The organism is Paraburkholderia sp. A3BS-1L, from assembly GCF_051125215.1.
Classification (GTDB): Bacteria; Pseudomonadota; Gammaproteobacteria; order Burkholderiales; family Burkholderiaceae; genus Paraburkholderia.
This window is the reverse complement of the sequence record NZ_CP120445.1, coordinates 479,190-494,504: the sequence shown is the minus strand read 5'-3', so window position 1 is coordinate 494,504 and position 15,315 is coordinate 479,190. Positions and strand designations below refer to the sequence as shown.

Genomic DNA, 15,315 nt, shown 5'->3' with positions numbered 1-15,315 from the left:
CCGATTCTAAATATCGGCTACGCCCACGCTTTTCATGTCTGTCCGAATTCTTGCGACAGATAATTTTCCGCGTGCTCGAGCATGAAATAGCGAAACGCCTCGGCGGGCGGCGACAATATCTTCGACAGCAGGTTTACCATATACCACCGGCGCAATACCGGTGTGTCTTCGACGTCGACTACGACCAGGCGTCCGCTGCTCAGTTCGAGCCCCAGCGTGTGAAGGGACAGGAGGCTGACGCCCATATTGGCCATCACGGCCTGCTTGATCGTTTCGTTACCCGACATTTCCATGGTGATGTGCGGCGTCAGGCCGTGCTTCTCGAAGTAGGCCTCCAGCACCGCGCGGGTGCCGGAGCCGGGCTCGCGCACGATGAAGTCATAGCCCTCAAGCGCCTGGAACGGCACGTGGCCGAGCCGCGCCAGCGGATGGTCCGGCGCCGCGACGAACACGAGCGGGTGGGCCGCGAACGGCTCCGCGCGCGTGGCAAGCTCCCTGGAAGGGCGTCCCATCACGGCCAGATCCACTTCGTTGCGCTGCAATTGCTCCACCAGCGTCTGACGATTGCCAACGGTTAGGCTCACCTCGACGCCCGGGTGGTCCTTGCAAAAGCGTCCGAGCAGTGGCGGCACGAAATACTGCGCGGTACTGACCATTCCGATCACGAGCCGCCCGGTCTGGACCTTCTTGAAGCGGGCCACCATGTCCTCGGCGTCTTTCAGCGTCGCCAGGATCTTGCGCGCATAGACGAGGAAATATTCGCCCGTGATGGTGAGCGAGACATTCCTGCCTTCACGGTCGAAGAGCGGCAAGCCGATCTGCGCTTCGAGCTCGCGGATCTGCATCGTGACCGCGGGCGGCGTGAGGCTCAGCATTTCGGCTGCGCGCGAGAAGTTCAGATGGCGTGCCACTGCGACGAAGACACGGATCTGCCGGAGCGTCACGCCTCTCATTAAGAAATCCTTAATCGACGAAAAGAAATTCGTGAATGTACATGAATTATCCCGCCGCATAACCTTGGTGTCCATGAGGTCAGCCACCAAGGAGCGAGACGATGACCAAGCCTGTGGAAAGCGGTGTGATTACGGACGCCAAGCAACGTTATGCGGCCGGCGTGCTCAAGTACAAGCAGATGGGGTACTGGCAGCCGGATTATGAACCCAAGGATACGGACGTGATCGCCCTGTTCCGCATCACGCCTCAGGAGGGTGTGGACCCGGACGAGGCGGCTGCTGCCGTCGCGGGCGAATCGTCCACCGCGACATGGACCGTGGTGTGGACCGACCGGCTCACCGCCTGCGACAAGTATCGCGCGAAGGCGTACCGCGTCGACCCGGTGCCCAACACGGGCCCCGGCACGTCTACCGAGCAGCAGTACTTCGCCTATATCGCCTACGAGCTCGAGCTGTTCGAGGAAGGATCGATCGCGAACCTCACCGCGTCGATCATCGGCAATGTGTTCGGCTTCAAGCCCCTGAAGGCATTGCGCCTGGAAGACATGCGCATTCCGGTCGCCTATGTGAAGACCTTCAAGGGGCCGCCGACCGGCATCGTCGTGGAGCGCGAGCGGCTCGACAAGTTCGGCCGCGCACTGCTCGGCGCGACCATGAAGCCCAAGCTCGGCCTCTCCGGAAAGAACTACGGGCGCGTCGTCTACGAGGGGCTCGCCGGCGGTCTCGACTTCACGAAGGACGACGAGAACATCAACTCGCAGCCTTTCATGCATTGGCGCGACCGGTTTCTGTACTGCACGGAAGCGGTCAAGCGCGCGGAGGCGATGAGCGGCGAGATCAAGGGGCATTACATGAACATTACCGCCGCGACGATGGAGGACATGTACGAGCGCGGCGAATTCGCCAAGGAGCTGGGTTCGTGCATCGTGATGGTTGACCTCGTGATCGGCTGGACCGCGATCCAGTCGATCTCGAACTGGGCGCGCAAGAACGACATGATTCTGCATATGCACCGCGCGGGCCACAGCACCTATACGCGGCAGAAGTCCCACGGCGTGTCGTTCCGCGTGATCGCGAAATGGCTGCGGCTCGCGGGCGTCGACCACCTGCACACGGGCACGGCGGTAGGCAAGCTCGAAGGCGATCCGCTCACCGTGCAGGGCTTTTACAACGTCTGCCGCGACGAGCGCAACCAAGTCGATCTGCAGCGCGGCCTGTTCTTCGAGCAGGACTGGGCGGCGCTGAAGAAGGTCTTGCCGGTCGCCTCGGGCGGCATCCACGCGGGGCAGATGCATCAATTGCTCACGCTGTTCGGCGACGACGTCGTGCTGCAGTTCGGCGGCGGCACGATCGGCCACCCGATGGGCATTCAGGCCGGCGCGACCGCGAATCGCGTCGCGCTTGAAACGATGACGAAGGCACGCAACGAAGGGCGCGATATCGCGGCCGAGGGGCCACAGATTCTCGAAGAGGCTGCGCGCTGGTGCACGCCGCTCAAGCAGGCGCTCGACACCTGGCGCGACGTGACCTTCAACTACGCGTCCACTGACACGCCGGACTTCGTGACCACGGCAACGGCCTCGTAACGCACGCCACAAGGATAGGAGAACGATATGCGACTCACACAAGGGACTTTTTCTTTCCTGCCGGATCTCACCGACAACGAGATCCGCGCACAGATCGACTACGCGCTGCGCGAGGGCTGGGCCTGCTCCGTGGAATTCACCGACGATCCGCACCCGCGCAACGCGTATTGGGAAATGTGGGGCCTGCCGATGTTCGATCTCAGGGACGCCGCCGGCGTGATGCTCGAAGTCGATGCGTGCCGCAAGGCTAAGCCGAGCCATTACGTGAAGGTGAACGCGTTCGATTCCACCTTCGGCTTCGAGACGACACGCCTGTCGTTCATCGTCGCGCGGCCGGCGAACGAGCCGGGCTTCCGCCTCGGACGCGACGACGGCGCGGCGCGCAAGCTCCACTACAGCCTGCACCCCTACGCGGACGACAAGCCGTCGGGCGAGCGCTACGCGTGATGCGCGTACGCCAAACGGCTTGATGTCGATACCCCGAGCGGCGCGCGGCGCAAGCCGCGCGCCAGGCAATCCTCACTATTGACGGGACTGGACGCCATGAGCACTGAAACCGCCATCGATCTGCAGGCCATCGTGCGCGACGCACAGATTCACGATGTGCTCGAGCGCCTCGATCGCGAGCTGATCGGATTGAAGCCAGTTAAGACCCGCATCGCCGAGATTGCCGCGTTTCTCGTGGTCGAGCGCGCGCGCAAGGAGCTCGGCATGGCGACCGCTGCGCCGTCGCTGCATATGTGCTTCACCGGCAACCCGGGCACGGGCAAGACCACGGTCGCGATGCGCATGGCCGAGATCCTGCATCGCCTCGGCTACGTGAGGAAAGGCCACGTGGTGGCCGTGACCCGCGACGACCTGGTGGGCCAGTACATCGGCCACACCGCGCCCAAGACGAAGGAGGTGCTCAAGCGCGCGATGGGCGGCGTGCTCTTCATCGACGAGGCGTACTACCTGTATCGCCCCGAGAACGAGCGCGACTACGGCCAGGAGGCGATCGAGATCCTGCTGCAGATCATGGAGAACCAGCGCGACGACCTCGTTGTGATCCTCGCCGGCTACAAGGAGCGCATGGATACGTTTTTCCAGAGCAATCCAGGTTTCAAGTCGCGCATTGCGCATCACATCGATTTTCCCGACTACACCGACACGGAGCTCTTCGAGATTGCGGAACGGATGCTGCACGACATGCACTACCGGCTCGACGACGAGGCGAAGGCCGCGTTCCACGACTACATTGCGCGGCGCAAGGCGCAGCCCAACTTCGCGAATGCGCGCTCGATCCGCAATGCGCTCGACCGTGCGCGGCTGCGCCAGGCCAGTCGCGTGTTCTCGTCGCATGCGCCCGTGACGCGGGAAGCACTCGAAACCCTCGTGGCTGCCGACATTCGCGCGAGCCGCGTGTTCGGCGACAACGCATAAAAGACAGATCGATAAAGGAGACGTCCATGCAACATGGCCGAACGACGCTCTCGAAGTTCATCATCGAGGAGCACCGCCGTCATCCGGCGCGGGACGAGCAGCTTGCCGCGCTCGTCAACGATATCCAGACCGCCTGCAAGTATATCGGCGCGCGCGTCGCTCGCGGCGCGCTCGATGGCGCGATAGGCGCGGCGGGCATGAAGAACGTGCAGGGCGAGACGCAGCAGAAGCTCGACGTGATTTCCAACGAGATCATGCTCTCGTGCTGCGAGTGGGGCGGCCAGCTCGCGGGCATGGTCTCCGAGGAGCTCGAGCACGCCTACGAGATTCCTTCGGGGTATCCGCGCGGGCGCTATCTGTTGCTGTTCGACCCGCTCGACGGCTCGTCGAACATCGACGTCAACGTGACCGTCGGCACCATCTTCTCGGTGCTCATGGCGCCTCCCGGCGTGACCGAGCCGACGGTGGAGGACTTTCTGCAGCCGGGCACGGCGCAGGTCTGCGCGGGCTATGCGCTGTTCGGGCCCGCCGACATGATCGTGCTGACGCTCGGCCGTGGCGTGCACGGCTTCACGCTCGATCCGGAAATCGGCGCGTATATCCTCACGCACCCGGATATGCGGATCTGCGAGGAAACGCGCGAGTTCGCCATCAACGCGTCGAACATGCGCTATTGGGAACCGCCCGTGCAGCGCTATGTCGACGAATGCCTCGAAGGCAAGGCCGGTCCGCGCCAGACGGACTTCAACATGCGCTGGATTGCGTCGCTGGTGGCCGAGGTGCACCGCATCCTCATGCGCGGCGGCGTGTTCATGTACCCGAAGGACAAGAAGGATCCGGCGAAACCCGGCCGGCTGAGGCTGCTCTACGAGGCGAACCCCATGGCGATGCTCGTCGAGCAGGCGGGCGGGCGTGCATCGACGGGGCGCGGACGCATTCTCGAAGTCGAGCCCGATGCGCTGCATCAGCGCGTGCCGGTCATCCTCGGCTCACTGCGCGAGGTCGAGCGCATCGAACACTATCACAGCGAGTTCGACCGAGGTGCCGGCGAGCCCTTCGATTCACCGCTTTTCAATACGCGTTCGCTGTTCCGCGCGCCGCACTGAGGCGCGCGCCAACGAGATCGAGCATCAGGAGGAGACATGTCGACCAAACATCCGATTGTGGTGATCACGGGTTCGTCGGGCGCAGGCACGACAACCATCACCCGTGCGTTCCAGCACATTTTCCGGCGCGAGGGTGTGAACGCCGCCATCATCGAAGGCGATTCGTTTCATGCCTACGATCGCCTGCAGATGCGCCAGAAGCTCAAGGAGGCCGAGGCGTCCGGCGAGCACGGCTTCAGCCACTTCGGGCCGAGCGGGAACCTGTTCGAGGAACTCGCGCAACTGTTCGCGGCCTACGGCGAGAACGGCACGGGCCGCTGCCGCAAGTATCTGCACGACGAGGCCGAAGGCGCCGAGTACGGCCAGGCGCCGGGCACGTTCACACCGTGGGCCGATCTGCAGGAAGGCACCGACCTGCTGTTCTACGAAGGGCTGCACGGCGCGGTCGTGACCGACCGCGTTGACGTCGCGCAGCATGCGGATCTGCTCGTGGGCGTGGTGCCCACGATCAATCTCGAATGGATCCAGAAGCTGCATCGCGACCAGAACCTGCGCGGCTATTCGCAGGAAGCGGTCGTCGACACGATCCTGCGACGCATGCCCGACTACGTGAGCTACATCTGCCCGCAGTTCTCGCGCACGCACGTGAACGTGCAGCGCGTGCCGGTCGTCGATACGTCGAATCCGTTCATCGCGCGCGACATTCCTTCGCTCGACGAAAGCATGCTCGTGATCCGCTTCGCGGACCCGAAGGGTATCGATTTTCCGTATCTGCTTTCGATGCTGCACGACTCGTACATGTCGCGGCCAAACACGATTGTGTGTCCGGGCGGCAAGATGGGGCTCGCCATCCAGCTGATCTTCACGCCGATGATCCTGCGTCTGATGAGCAACCGCCGGCAGGCGCTGCTGTAACGCACGCTCACGAAAGAGGTGTCTCTATGAATCACCCTAGTCATGCGGGCCGCGAGAGCGCGGCGCCGCCAAGCCGCCGCCAGCTCGCGAATGCGCTGCGCTTTCTCGCTATCGACGCTGTGGAGGTCGCCAGGTCGGGGCATCCCGGCATGCCGATGGGCATGGCCGACATTGCCGAAGTGCTGTGGCGCGATCATCTGCGGCACAGCCCGGGCAATCCGTCCTGGCCGAATCGCGACCGCTTCGTGCTCTCGAACGGGCATGGTTCGATGCTGCTGTACGCGGCGCTGCACCTCTCGGGCTATGATCTGCCGCTCGATGAGTTGAAACGCTTCCGGCAACTGCATTCTAGGACGCCTGGCCATCCTGAATATGGCTTGACGCCTGGTGTCGAGACGACGACGGGACCGCTCGGCCAGGGGCTTGCGAATAGCGTGGGCATGGCCTTCGCGGAGCAGTTGCTGGCCGCGCGCTTCAACCGGTCTGGATTTCCCGTCGTCGATCACCATACCTACGTGTTTCTGGGCGACGGCTGCCTGATGGAAGGCGTGAGCCATGAGGCGTGTTCGCTGGCCGGCACGCTCGGGCTCGGCAAGCTGATCGCCTTCTACGACGACAACGGCATTTCGATCGACGGCCACGTAAGCGGCTGGTTTACCGACGACACGGCGGCGCGTTTTCGCGCGTATGGCTGGCAGGTGGTGGGGCCGCTCGACGGCCACGACGCGGCGGCCGTGGAGGCCGCAATACGCGAGGCGCACGCCGACGAAGCACGCCCGACGCTGATCGTCTGCCGCACGACCATCGGCTGGGGTTCCCCGAATAAGGCCGACACGCACGACGTGCATGGCGCGCCGCTCGGCGCCGATGAAATCGCAGCGACGCGCCGCGCGCTCGGCTGGGATCACGCGCCGTTCGAGATTCCCGAGGCGATCCGCGCGAGCTGGAGTGAGGTCGAGCGCGGCGCGGCCCGTGTGCGCGAATGGCGGGCGTTGTTCGAAGCGTATCGCATCGAGTATCCGGACGAGGCGGCGGAGTTCGAGCGCCGGACGAACGGCGAGCTTCCTGAGGACTGGCCGCGTATATCCGGGAAGCTGATTCGCGCGGCATGTGACGCCACCGCGCCGTGCGCCACGCGCAAGTCGTCGCAGCTTGCGCTCGAAGTGCTGGTGCCTGCATTGCCCGAACTGTTCGGCGGCTCGGCGGACCTGACCGGCTCCAATCTCACTGCCGTCAATGCGTCCCGCGCGTTCGTGCCTCGCGGCACGCCCGATCCGCATGCGAACTACCTTTCGTACGGCGTGCGCGAGTTCGGGATGATGGCAATGATGAACGGCATGGCGCTGCATGGCGGCTTCATTCCGTACGGCGGCACGTTCCTCGTGTTCTCCGATTACGCACGCAACGCCATTCGCATGAGCGCGCTGATGAAGCTGCGCGTGATCCATGTGCTCACACACGATTCGATCGGGCTGGGCGAGGACGGGCCGACCCATCAGCCGGTCGAGCACGTTGCCAGCCTGCGCCTGATTCCGGGGCTCGATGTGTGGCGCCCATGCGATTCGGTCGAGACCGCGGTTGCGTGGCAGATGGCCATCGAGCGCGCGCACGGGCCGACCTCGCTCGTGCTGTCACGTCAGAACCTGCCGCAGGCGCCATCCAACGACGCACGGACCGAACAGATCCGCAAGGGCGGCTATGTGCTGAGCGACTCGGTGGATGGCGCACCGGAAGTCGTGCTGATTGCTACGGGATCCGAAGTGTCGTTGGCGGTTGAAGCGCAGGGGCGGCTCGTGCAGCAGGGCGTGCGCGTACGCGTGGTGTCGATGCCGTCGAGCTCCGTGTTCGACCGGCAGGACGCCGCATATCGAGTAGCGGTGCTTCCCGCGGACGTGCGCCGCGTGGCGGTGGAAGCCGCGCACGGCGACTTCTGGCACAAGTATGTGGGCCCGGACGGCAAGGTAATCGGCCTCGCGTCGTTCGGAGAATCGGCGCCCGCTTCGGATCTGTACGCGCACTTCGGCGTGAGTGTGGAGCGCATCGTGGAGGCGTGCCTGGCATGAAGACACAGCTCATCACCTTCGATCTCGACGGCACATTGTTCGACACGGCACCCGAAATTGCGCTTGCGGTCAACCGCGCGCTTGAGGCCCACGGTCTCTCGCCGGTTTCGCTCGACACCGTGATCGGCTACATCGGCAACGGCACGCGGGAGCTGATGCGCCAGGTGCTCGCGCGCCACGGTCTGGAAGCACAGGTCTCGCTCGACGAGATGATGCCCGTATTCGACGCGCATTACGACGCCACGGCGGGTACGACGGCGATGCCCTATCCGGGCGTGCCGGCCGCGCTCGCGCGGTTGCGCGCTGCCGGCATGCGCATGGCCGTGGTCACGAACAAGGACCATCGCTTCGCCCAGCGGCTGATCGAGCGCGCGGGATTTGCGCAGTATTTCGACGTCGTGCTCGGCGGAGACAGCCTGCCTGACAAGAAGCCGCATCCCGCACCGATCCTCTATTGCGTCGAGCGCCTCGACGTGTCCACGGACGCGGCTGCGCACCTGGGCGATTCGCGCACCGACGTGCAGTCGGCGCGCCGCGCGGGCGTCGCCGCGTGGGCCGTGCCCTACGGCTACAACCACGGCGCGCCCATCGCGCAGGCGCATCCGGACCGCGTGTTCGCGTCCATTGCGGAGATGGCGGACCACGTGCTGCCGCCGGAATGAAGCCATTTGGAATCCGAACATAATCAGAACTGAATCAGCATTGGGCGATGCCCATTCACAACATCAAGGAGACGACATGCCTGTCAACGTGGCGATCAACGGTTATGGCCGCATCGGGCGCAATGTGTTGCGCGCGCTGTACGAGTCGAAGCGCACGCGTGAAATCCGCATCGTGGCGATCAACGATCTCGGCGACGCGCACATCAACGCGCATCTCACGCGTTACGACACTGTGCACGGCCCGTTCTCGGGCACCGTCGAGGTGGACGGCGACGCACTCGTGGTCGACGGTGACCGCATCCAGGTGCTGTCCGTGCGCGATCCCGCGCAACTGCCGTGGCGCGCGCTCGATGTCGACGTCGTGTTCGAGTGCACGGGACATTTCACGAGCAAGGAGAAGGCGTCCGCACATCTGGCCGCAGGCGCGCACAAGGTCATGATCTCAGCGCCGGGCGGCAAGGACGTCGACGCGACCATCGTCTATGGCGTCAACGATGCGCTCCTGCGCCAGTCGTTCACGGTCGTCTCGAACGCGTCGTGCACCACCAATTGTCTCGCGCCGCTCGTCAAGCCGCTGCATGCGGCGCTTGGCGTCGAGCACGGCCTCATGACGACGATTCATTCGTATACGAACGATCAGGTGCTCACCGACGTGTATCACGAGGACCTGCGCCGGGCGCGCTCGGCCACGCACTCGATGATCCCCACCAAAACGGGCGCCGCTGCCGCCGTCGGCCTCGTGATTCCGGAGTTGAACGGCCGGCTCGATGGCTTTGCGATACGCGTGCCGACGATCAACGTGTCGGTGGTCGATCTGACCTTCACGGCCGCGCGGGCAACGAGCGTCGAAGAGGTCAACGAGATCGTCAGGGATGCCGCGCATGGCGAGTTGAAGGGCATTCTCGGCTACAACGACTTGCCGCTGGTATCCGTCGATTTCAATCACGACCCGCGTTCGTCGATTTTCGACGCCACGCAGACGCGCGTGATCGGCGGCACGCTGGTCAAGGTGTTGAGCTGGTACGACAACGAATGGGGCTTCAGCAACCGCATGCTCGACACGACGCTCGCCTGGATGGAGGCGTCGCAATGAACGCATCGGTGCCTGAGCTCGACGATCTGGCCGCGCGCGGCGCATTGCGCGGCAAGCGCGTATTTATCCGCGCGGACCTGAACGTGCCGCTCGACGAACAGGGCCGTGTGGTCGAGGACACGCGGATTCGCGCGTCCCTGCCGGCCATCGCAATGTGCGCGCAAGCCGGCGCGGCGGTGATGGTGACATCGCATCTCGGGCGTCCGGTTGAAGGCGAACTGAGGCCGCAGGACTCGCTCGCGCCGGTCGCCGTGCGTCTATCGGAATTGCTCGGCTGCGAGGTGGGGCTGGTGCAAGACTGGGTCGATGGCGGCTTCGACGTCGCGCCGGGCAAAGTCGTGCTGCTCGAAAACTGCCGCGCGAACTCGGGCGAGAAGTCCAACGACGATGCGCTCGCGCAGAAAATGGCGCGCCTGTGCGACATCTACGTGAACGACGCGTTCGGCACCGCGCACCGCGCGGAAGCCACCACCGAAGGCATTGCCCGTCACGCGGGCGTCGCCTGCGCGGGGCCGCTGCTGATCGCCGAACTCGATGCGCTCGGCAAAGCGCTCGATGCGCCAGCGCGCCCGTTGGTCGCGATCGTCGCGGGCTCGAAGGTGTCGACCAAGCTGACGATCCTCAAGTCGCTCGCGACGAAGGTCGATCAGCTGATTGTCGGCGGCGGCATTGCGAACACCTTCATGCTGGCAGCGGGGCTGCCGATCGGCAAGTCGCTCGCCGAGCCGGATCTGGCGGGCGAGGCGCGCGAGATCATGGACTTGATGGCGGCGCGCGGCGCGTCGGTGCCGATTCCGGTCGACGTCGTGTGCGCGAAGACCTTCAGTGCAACGGCGCCGGCCGCCGTGAAGGATGTTAAGGATATCGAAGCGGACGACCTGATTCTCGACATCGGACCGCAGACCGCAGCGATGCTGGCGGAGCGGCTTGCCCGGGCGGGCACGGTCGTTTGGAACGGGCCGGTCGGCGTGTTCGAGTTCGACGCGTTCAGCCACGGCACCGAAACGATCGCGCGAGCCATCGCCGCATCGCCCGCGTTTTCACTCGCGGGCGGCGGCGACACGCTGGCGGCGATTGCGAAATACGGCATCGCCGCCGACGTGGGCTACATCTCCACGGGCGGCGGCGCCTTTCTCGAAGTGCTGGAGGGCAAAGTGCTGCCGGCCGTCGACATCTTGCAGCGCCGCGCGGGCTGATTCGCGGTTCGGGCCGCATTCGTTTTTATAGAGGAGACTCTCATGGCACTCATCTCACTGCGCCAGTTGCTCGATCATGCTGCCGAGCACGGCTACGGCGTACCGGCGTTCAACGTCAACAATCTCGAGCAGATCCAGGCCATCATGGAGGCCGCCGAGGACACGCAAAGCCCGGTGATCCTGCAGGCGTCCGCCGGCGCGCGCAAGTATGCGGGCGAGCCTTATCTGCGCCACATGGTGCTCGCGGCCATCGAAGCGCATCCCGACATTCCCCTCGTGCTGCATCAGGACCACGGCGGCAGTCCCGCCGTGTGCCAGATGGCGATCCGCTCCGGTTTTTCCAGCGTGATGATGGACGGCTCGCTCGAGGAGGACATGAAAACGCCGGCCAGCTACGAGTACAACGTGCGCGTCACGCGCACCGTCTGTGAGATGGCGCATGCGGTAGGCGTGTCGGTGGAAGGCGAGCTCGGTTGTCTGGGCTCGCTCGAGACCGGCGAGGCCGGCGAGGAAGATGGCGTCGGCGCACAGGGCAAGCTCTCCCACGACATGCTGCTCACCGACCCCGGCGAGGCGCGCGACTTCGTCGAACGCACCGGCGTGGATGCGCTGGCGATTGCAATCGGCACGTCGCACGGCGCCTACAAGTTCACGCGCAAGCCGAGCGGCGACATTCTCGCCATCGACCGCATCGCCCAGATCCACGAACGCATTCCCGATACGCATCTGGTGATGCACGGCTCGTCTTCGGTGCCGCAGGAATGGCTCGAAATCATCCGGCGCTACGGCGGCGACATCAAGGAGACCTACGGCGTGCCGGTGGAGGAAATTCAACGCGGCATTCGCAGCGGCGTGCGCAAGGTGAATATCGACACCGACATCCGGCTCGCGATGACGGGCGCCATGCGCAAGCTGTTCGCCGAACAGCCTGCGGAATTCGATCCGCGCAAGGCGTTCGCGGCGGCGAGAAAGGCGGCGCGCGGCATCTGCGCCGCCCGTTTCGAGGCATTCGGCTGCGCCGGGGCGGCCTCGCGCATCAAGCCGGTACCGCTCGAACGGATGGCCGAACGCTACAGCAAGAAGGGGTGACGCCATGGACGCGCTCAATCCCTTGCTCATCGCGCCGAGCCTCCTGTCCGCCGATTTCGCGCGGCTCGGCGAAGAGGTCCGCGCGCTTGAAGCGGCCGGCGCCGACTGGCTCCATTTCGACGTGATGGACAACCACTACGTGCCGAACCTGACGGTCGGCCCCATGGTGTGCGCAGCGCTGCGCCCGCATACGTCATTGCCGATCGACGTGCATCTGATGGTGCGGCCCGTCGATGCGCTCGTCGGCGAGTTCGCTCAGGCCGGCGCGAACTCGATCAGCTTTCATCCCGAGGCGAGCGATCACGTCCACCGCACGCTCCATCTGATCAAGGAGCGCGGATGCCGCGCCGGTCTCGCGCTCAATCCGGCCACGCCGCTCGCGTGGCTCGACGAGGTGCTGGGCGACCTCGACTTCGTGCTGCTGATGTCGGTGAATCCCGGTTTTGGCGGGCAGAAGTTCATCGAGCCGGTGCTCGGAAAGATTCGCGCGGTGGCCACGCTCATCGACCATGCGGCGGCGCAGACCGGTCGCCGGCCGCGCCTCGAGGTCGATGGCGGCATCAAGCTCGATAACGTGGCGCAGGTGGCGGCGGCGGGCGCGGATACGCTCGTTGCCGGCTCCGCGGTGTTCGGCGCGCCGGACTACCGGAGCGTGATCGAAGGGCTGCGCAGCCGCGCGGAGCACGCGCGGCTTCAGGCGCGTGAACACGCGAGAGAACGAGCGCGCGAACCTGGTGTGGCCGGTTCGCGAACGGCGCCGTGACCGGCGCTCATGGCGTCATGGCGCAACACAGCAAGGAGAGGCGACCCATGCAGGCGCTCATATTCGACGTGGACGGCACCATGGCCGACACCGAGGCGGTGCATCGCGAAGCGTTCAACGCCGCGTTTGCCGAAGTCCGGCTCGACTGGCATTGGGACGAGGCTTTGTACACGCGTCTACTCAACGTGGCAGGCGGCAAGGAGCGCATCGAGCGCTACTGGCGCTGCGTCGAGCCGGAAGAGACTGATGGCAAGCGCATGAAGGAGACGATAGCCGCGATCCACGCCATCAAGACGCGGTATTACACCGAACGCGTGCAGGGCGGCGCGGTGGCGCTGCGGCCGGGCATCGCGCGCCTGATCGACGAGGCGAACGCGGCGAGTTTGCCGCTGGCGATTGCCACCACGACCACGACGACCAATCTCGACGCGCTGCTCAGCGGCCCGCTCGGCGCCGGCTGGCGCAAGCGTTTCGCGGCGGTGTGCGATGCATCGAGCGCACCCGTGAAAAAGCCGGCGCCCGACGTGTATTACGCGGTCTTGCAGCAGATCGGCGTGCCGGCGGCCGCATGCCTCGCGCTCGAAGATTCGGAAAACGGCCTGCGCGCCGCGTGCGCCGCGGGTATTCCTGCTGTGATCACCACGAATGCCTATACGGAATCGCAGTGCTTCGACGGTGCGCTGCGCGTGCTGCCGCATTTGGGCGACCCGCGACAGCCGTTGCCGGAGAGCGTGGCAGGCGCGGAGGGTGGATGGGTGGATCTGGCGTCGCTAAGGCGTTTGCACGGCGGCGCTTCAACCCATGAAGGTTGGAAAGCGAATATCTGAGTTCCGAACTCGAACGCAGGTGGTCAGATCCCGTTCAGGGTAGTTGAGAGGCCAGGCGCTCGTCAGAACGCCTGGCCGTTTTGTTCAATCTTCGTCTTCGCCCAAACGTTCGGCTTGCTACACGAGTTCTTCAGCGCGCTGACGTTGCGCGATCCGCTCGTCTGACGCCGCCTTGCGGTTGAACCCCAGCACGTAATAAAGCACCCCCAGCGCCACGAGCCAGGCCGGGCCAACCACGAGCGCCACGCGGGTATCCGGGAAGTAGCCCATCAAGCCGATCACCACTAGCAGGAAGCCTAACGCGATGTAAGAGCCATACGGCCAGAAGGGCATTTTGTAGAAGAGGTTGGCCTGCTCATGACGATTGAGGCTGCGGCGGAACTTGAGTTGCGACAGCAGAATGACGGCCCAGGTCCAAACCGCGCCGAAAGTGGAAATGGCCGTCAGCCAGCTGAACACCTCTTTGGGCGCCAGGTAGTTGAGCAGCACGCCACCCAGCAGCACCACCACCGACATCAGCACGGCCGGCACCGGCACGCCTCTCTTGTCCACTTTTGCAAACAGCGGCAGGGCCTGCCCCTGCTCGGCCAGGTTATAGAGCATGCGGCCAGTGCTGAAGATGCCGCTATTGCACGAGGACAGTGCAGCGGTCAGTACCACGAAGTTGACGATGCCAGCGGCCGCGGGAATCCCCATGCGCGCGAAGGTCATCACGAACGGACTGCCCTGCGTGCCGATCTGGTCCCACGGATAGAGCGACATGACCACGAACAGCGCGCCAACATAGAAAATCAGGATGCGCCAGAACACAGAGTCGATGGCGCGCGCCAATGTCTTCTTCGGGTTTTTCGCTTCACCGGCGGTCAGTCCGATCATTTCCACGCCCAGGTAGGCGAACATCACCATCTGCAGCGACATCAACACACCCTTGACACCGTGGGGCATAAAACCGCCATGGCTCCACAGGTTTGAAATGCCGGTCGCCACGCCGTGATTGCCCAGTCCAAAAAAGATCATGCCGAGACTGGAGACGATCATCAGCACGATCGTGACGACCTTGATCAGCGCGAACCAGAATTCAAACTCGCCGTAGGCTCTCACGCTGATGAAGTTGACGCAGCCCATGATCGTCAATGCGGACAGTGCCCAGATCCAGTGCGGCACGCCTGGAAACCATATCCCCATGTAAATGCCGACGGCGGTGATTTCCACCATGCAGGTCACGACCCAGAGGAACCAATAGTTCCAGCCGGTCAGATAACCGGCGAGCGGACCGAGATAGTCTTGCGCATAGCGGCTGAACGAACCGGCCACCGGGTTGTGAGTCGCCATTTCGCCCAGTGCACGCATGATCAGGAATATGGCGAGGCCGCCTAATGCATAGGACAGCATGATGGCCGGACCGGCCATTTTGATGGCGCTGGCCGAGCCCAGGAACAAGCCCGCACCAATGGCCGCACCGAGCGCCATGATGTTGATGTGCCGCTCCTCCAGCCCGCGATGTAATGTCTCTTCCTTCTCGTTCACAGGTGTCTCCTCTTGAACATAAATCTCGTTCCCATCGATCAGATTGGGAAGGCGTCTTGCGCGGCGTGATCGCACCGCTTTTATCCGCAGTTCCGACGCGCAACGGGGGCAGC

Annotated in this window: 14 protein-coding genes; 12 read left to right on the top strand and 2 right to left on the bottom strand. The window is 64.4% G+C overall.

The window, feature by feature from the left end:
- Positions 1-32 precede the first annotated feature (32 nt).
- On the bottom strand, positions 33-953 hold the full coding sequence (locus tag P5W99_RS32960; protein WP_421028801.1) for a LysR family transcriptional regulator: 921 nt from the start codon (positions 951-953) through the stop codon (positions 33-35).
- Between the two features lie 101 nt (positions 954-1,054).
- Between P5W99_RS32960 and P5W99_RS32955 the strand changes: the two genes are divergently transcribed.
- The 12 genes from P5W99_RS32955 to P5W99_RS32900 all read left to right on the top strand — a co-directional run bounded on the left by P5W99_RS32955 (position 1,055) and on the right by P5W99_RS32900 (position 13,675).
- The gene (locus tag P5W99_RS32955) at positions 1,055-2,539 is read left to right on the top strand and encodes a form I ribulose bisphosphate carboxylase large subunit (RefSeq protein ID WP_421028736.1); all 1,485 of its coding nucleotides are present in this window, start codon (positions 1,055-1,057) and stop codon (positions 2,537-2,539) included.
- Positions 2,540-2,566: 27 nt separating this feature from the next.
- Positions 2,567-2,986 (top strand): ribulose bisphosphate carboxylase small subunit, encoded by a 420-nt coding sequence (locus P5W99_RS32950; protein ID WP_421028735.1) that lies wholly within the window; start codon positions 2,567-2,569, stop codon positions 2,984-2,986.
- Positions 2,987-3,082: 96 nt separating this feature from the next.
- A complete protein-coding gene (gene cbbX, locus P5W99_RS32945; protein WP_421028734.1) occupies positions 3,083-3,961 on the top strand; it encodes a CbbX protein in 879 nt (292 codons plus the stop codon).
- Between the two features lie 26 nt (positions 3,962-3,987).
- Entirely contained in the window at positions 3,988-5,067 is a 1,080-nt protein-coding gene (locus P5W99_RS32940) for a class 1 fructose-bisphosphatase (protein WP_421028733.1), read from the top strand.
- A 36-nt stretch (positions 5,068-5,103) separates the two neighbouring features.
- Positions 5,104-5,982 (top strand): phosphoribulokinase, encoded by an 879-nt coding sequence (locus tag P5W99_RS32935; protein ID WP_421028732.1) that lies wholly within the window; start codon positions 5,104-5,106, stop codon positions 5,980-5,982.
- A 26-nt stretch (positions 5,983-6,008) separates the two neighbouring features.
- The gene (gene tkt / locus P5W99_RS32930) at positions 6,009-8,045 is read left to right on the top strand and encodes a transketolase (protein ID WP_421028731.1); all 2,037 of its coding nucleotides are present in this window, start codon (positions 6,009-6,011) and stop codon (positions 8,043-8,045) included.
- The gene (locus P5W99_RS32925) at positions 8,042-8,707 is read left to right on the top strand and encodes a phosphoglycolate phosphatase (protein ID WP_421028730.1); all 666 of its coding nucleotides are present in this window, start codon (positions 8,042-8,044) and stop codon (positions 8,705-8,707) included. The genes tkt and P5W99_RS32925 overlap by 4 nt, the downstream gene beginning before the upstream one ends.
- A gap of 76 nt (positions 8,708-8,783) precedes the next feature.
- Positions 8,784-9,800: a type I glyceraldehyde-3-phosphate dehydrogenase gene (gene gap / locus P5W99_RS32920; RefSeq protein ID WP_421028729.1), complete on the top strand. Its 1,017-nt coding sequence runs from the start codon at positions 8,784-8,786 to the stop codon at positions 9,798-9,800.
- On the top strand, positions 9,797-10,996 hold the full coding sequence (locus P5W99_RS32915) for a phosphoglycerate kinase (protein WP_421028728.1): 1,200 nt from the start codon (positions 9,797-9,799) through the stop codon (positions 10,994-10,996). Before gap ends, P5W99_RS32915 begins: the two co-directional genes overlap by 4 nt.
- A 42-nt stretch (positions 10,997-11,038) precedes the next feature.
- Entirely contained in the window at positions 11,039-12,085 is a 1,047-nt protein-coding gene (gene fba, locus P5W99_RS32910; RefSeq protein WP_421028727.1) for a class II fructose-bisphosphate aldolase, read from the top strand.
- Between the two features lie 4 nt (positions 12,086-12,089).
- Positions 12,090-12,848 carry a ribulose-phosphate 3-epimerase gene (rpe, locus tag P5W99_RS32905; protein WP_421028726.1) on the top strand — a complete coding sequence of 253 codons (759 nt, stop codon included), beginning with the start codon at positions 12,090-12,092 and terminating at the stop codon, positions 12,846-12,848.
- Positions 12,849-12,895: 47 nt separating this feature from the next.
- Entirely contained in the window at positions 12,896-13,675 is a 780-nt protein-coding gene (locus tag P5W99_RS32900) for an HAD-IA family hydrolase (protein ID WP_421028725.1), read from the top strand.
- Between the two features lie 117 nt (positions 13,676-13,792).
- Here the strand turns inward: P5W99_RS32900 and P5W99_RS32895 are convergent, their stop codons facing one another.
- Positions 13,793-15,145: an amino acid permease gene (locus P5W99_RS32895; RefSeq protein ID WP_421028800.1), complete on the bottom strand. Its 1,353-nt coding sequence runs from the start codon at positions 15,143-15,145 to the stop codon at positions 13,793-13,795.
- Positions 15,146-15,315: the final 170 nt, after the last annotated feature.

What these genes read in the sequence shown, in the direction of transcription:
- P5W99_RS32960 (WP_421028801.1), bottom strand. Translation starts at nt 953, where the DNA reads ATGAGAGGCGTGACGCTCCGGCAGATCCGTGTCTTCGTCGCAGTGGCA.
- P5W99_RS32955 (WP_421028736.1), top strand. Translation starts at nt 1,055, where the DNA reads ATGACCAAGCCTGTGGAAAGCGGTGTGATTACGGACGCCAAGCAACGT.
- P5W99_RS32950 (WP_421028735.1), top strand. Translation starts at nt 2,567, where the DNA reads ATGCGACTCACACAAGGGACTTTTTCTTTCCTGCCGGATCTCACCGAC.
- cbbX (WP_421028734.1), top strand. Translation starts at nt 3,083, where the DNA reads ATGAGCACTGAAACCGCCATCGATCTGCAGGCCATCGTGCGCGACGCA.
- P5W99_RS32940 (WP_421028733.1), top strand. Translation starts at nt 3,988, where the DNA reads ATGCAACATGGCCGAACGACGCTCTCGAAGTTCATCATCGAGGAGCAC.
- P5W99_RS32935 (WP_421028732.1), top strand. Translation starts at nt 5,104, where the DNA reads ATGTCGACCAAACATCCGATTGTGGTGATCACGGGTTCGTCGGGCGCA.
- tkt (WP_421028731.1), top strand. Translation starts at nt 6,009, where the DNA reads ATGAATCACCCTAGTCATGCGGGCCGCGAGAGCGCGGCGCCGCCAAGC.
- P5W99_RS32925 (WP_421028730.1), top strand. Translation starts at nt 8,042, where the DNA reads ATGAAGACACAGCTCATCACCTTCGATCTCGACGGCACATTGTTCGAC.
- gap (WP_421028729.1), top strand. Translation starts at nt 8,784, where the DNA reads ATGCCTGTCAACGTGGCGATCAACGGTTATGGCCGCATCGGGCGCAAT.
- P5W99_RS32915 (WP_421028728.1), top strand. Translation starts at nt 9,797, where the DNA reads ATGAACGCATCGGTGCCTGAGCTCGACGATCTGGCCGCGCGCGGCGCA.
- fba (WP_421028727.1), top strand. Translation starts at nt 11,039, where the DNA reads ATGGCACTCATCTCACTGCGCCAGTTGCTCGATCATGCTGCCGAGCAC.
- rpe (WP_421028726.1), top strand. Translation starts at nt 12,090, where the DNA reads ATGGACGCGCTCAATCCCTTGCTCATCGCGCCGAGCCTCCTGTCCGCC.
- P5W99_RS32900 (WP_421028725.1), top strand. Translation starts at nt 12,896, where the DNA reads ATGCAGGCGCTCATATTCGACGTGGACGGCACCATGGCCGACACCGAG.
- P5W99_RS32895 (WP_421028800.1), bottom strand. Translation starts at nt 15,145, where the DNA reads ATGGCGCTCGGTGCGGCCATTGGTGCGGGCTTGTTCCTGGGCTCGGCC.